The organism is Planomonospora algeriensis (assembly GCF_977012225.1).
Map to the genome: position 1 here is coordinate 1 of NZ_CDRNDK010000679.1, position 2,577 is coordinate 2,577.

Genomic DNA, 2,577 nt, shown 5'->3' on the forward strand with positions numbered 1-2,577 from the left:
TCCGGGTCGCCGGCGCGACGGGGAGGTCGTGGGGACCGCCTGGGGGCCGGGGGCGGAGTGGCTGCTGGAGACGCTGCCCGCGCTGCTCGGCGCCGAGGACGACCCGTCGGGGTTCGTCCCCGGGCACCGCGTGCTGCGCGAGGCGGCCGGCCGCCATCCGGGCCTGCGGATCTGCCGGACCTTTCGGGTGCTGGAGGCCCTGGTGCCCGCCGTGCTGGAGCAGAAGGTCGTGCTGGCCGAGGCCCGGCGGGCGTGGCGGTGGCTGCTCCTGCGGTACGGCGGGCCCGCGCCGGGACCCGCCCCCGAGGGCATGCGGGTCTTCCCCGAGCCCGAGGTCTGGTGGTCGATCCCGTCCTGGGACTGGCACCGGGCCGGGGCGGAGGCCGTACGGGCCAGGACGATCGCGAACGCCGCCCGGCACGCGGCGAAGCTGGAGGCGGCCGCCTCCAGCGCCGAGGCCGACCGGTTGCTGCGGGCGCTGCCCGGGATCGGGGTGTGGACCTCGGCGGAGGTGCGCCAGCGCTCCCACGGGGACCCCGACGCGGTCTCGGTGGGCGACTACCACCTGCCGTCGCTGGTGGGCTGGTCGCTGGCGGGGGAGCGGGTGGACGACGCGGGCATGCTCCGGCTGCTGGCCCCCTACCGGGGGCACCGCCACCGGGTCAGCCGACTGCTGAGGCTGGGCGGCGTGCGGCCGCCCGCTCGCGGGCCGCGGATGCCGGCACGGGACTACCGCTCGTTCTGAAGCCGTCGGCTCCGAGTCCGTAGGGCTCCGGGTCGGAGGGTCTCCAGTCGCGACCGTCGCGCGTGTCGGCTCCGATCAGCGGGGCGAGGACGGCGACGGCGGCGAGGGCGACGAAGAACCAGATCATTTCCTGCTCCTTGCGGGGTGTTCCGGTGGGATGCCTCTAATCTATGCAAGCACAAGCATTTATGTCTATCGAGACTTGCTTGAGTGAACTGTTTAGCTTTCCTCAACTGTCCTCGTGATCCGCTCGAGCGCGCGGACGCGCCGACGCCGGGGCGGTGGGTTCAACGGTCCACCCTCGCGCCTTCTATGTCAATTTCTATTAATTTTAGAAGGGTCACCGCGCCGCCCGGCCGACGGAGGCCAGGGACTCCGGTCCCGGAGCGTTGACCTAGTGTGCGTACATGAGCGTCACTCCCACCGAGACCGCGATGCGCCGGGCCCTGGCCCGGGCGCGCGACGGCAAAGCCCTCGACCCGTCCGAAGCCGCCGTCCTGCTGCACGTCAGGGACTCCCACCTGGAGACCCTGCTCGGCCACGCCGGGCGGGTCAGGGACGCGGGGCTGGAGGCCGTCGGCCGACAGGGGATCATCACCTACAGCCGCAAGGTCTTCATCCCGCTGACGCGCCTGTGCCGCGACCGGTGCGGCTACTGCACGTTCGCCACCGCCCCGCACAAGCTGGAGTCCGCCTTCCTCGGCCCCGACGAGGTGCTGGAGATCGCCCGGCAGGGCGCGGCGGCGGGCTGCAAGGAGGCGCTGTTCACCCTGGGCGACCGGCCCGAGGACCGCTGGCACCAGGCCCGCGAGTGGCTGGACGCGCACGGCTACGACGACACGCTGTCCTACGTGCGGGCCATGGCGATCCGGGTGCTGGAGGAGACCGGCCTGCTCCCGCACCTCAACCCCGGGGTGATGACCTGGCGCGACCTGCAGCGGCTCAAGCCGGTCGCGCCCTCGATGGGCATGATGCTGGAGACCACCTCGCGCCGCCTGTTCGAGGAGAAGGGCCAGCCCCACCACGGCTCACCCGACAAGGACCCCGCCGTACGGCTGCGCGTGCTGGAGGACGCCGGGCGTTCCAACGTGCCCTTCACCAGCGGCATCCTGATCGGCATCGGCGAGACGGTGCGGGACCGGGCCGAGTCGCTGTTCGCGCTGCGGAAGGTGGCCCGCGAGTACGGCGGGATCCAGGAGGTCATCGTCCAGAACTTCCGCGCCAAGCCCGACACGGCGATGCGCGGCATGCCGGACGCCGACCTGCAGGAGCTGGCCGCCACGATCGCGGTGGCCCGCCTGGTGCTGGGGCCGAAGACGCGCCTGCAGGCCCCGCCGAACCTGGTCGACGCCGAGTACGACCTGATGATCCGGGCCGGGATCGACGACTGGGGCGGGGTGTCGCCGCTGACCCCCGACCACGTCAACCCCGAGCGCCCCTGGCCGCAGATCGACGAGCTCGCCGCCCGCACGGCCGCCTCCGGGTTCACCCTGCGCGAGCGGCTGACGATCTACCCGGAGTACGTGCTCGCCGGGGAGCCCTGGCTCGACCCGCGGCTCGCCGCGCACGTCGCGGCCCTCGCCGACCCGGTGACCGGGCTCGCGCGGCAGGACGCCGAGATCACCGGCCGCCCCTGGCAGGAGCCCGACGGCGGCTTCGCCTCCTCCGGCCGGACCGACCTGCACACCGCCGTCGACGCCGAGGGGCGCGCCGCCGACCGCCGCGACGACTTCGACCACGTCTACGGGGACTGGGAGGCGCTGAAGGAGCGCCTGCCCGCCGCCTCGCGGACCGTGCCGCCGGGCGGCTCAGGAGGCGGTCGCGCCGCTCGC

2 protein-coding genes are annotated in these 2,577 nt (G+C 73.6%); both read left to right on the top strand.

What is annotated here, in order from left to right:
* A partial coding sequence (locus ACWJ6R_RS34385; protein ID WP_449066212.1) for a DNA-3-methyladenine glycosylase family protein occupies window positions 1-745 on the top strand: 745 nt, incomplete at its 5' end.
* A 434-nt stretch (window positions 746-1,179) separates the two neighbouring features.
* On the top strand, window positions 1,180-2,577 hold a 1,398-nt coding region (gene cofG, locus ACWJ6R_RS34390), incomplete at its 3' end, for a 7,8-didemethyl-8-hydroxy-5-deazariboflavin synthase CofG (protein ID WP_449066213.1).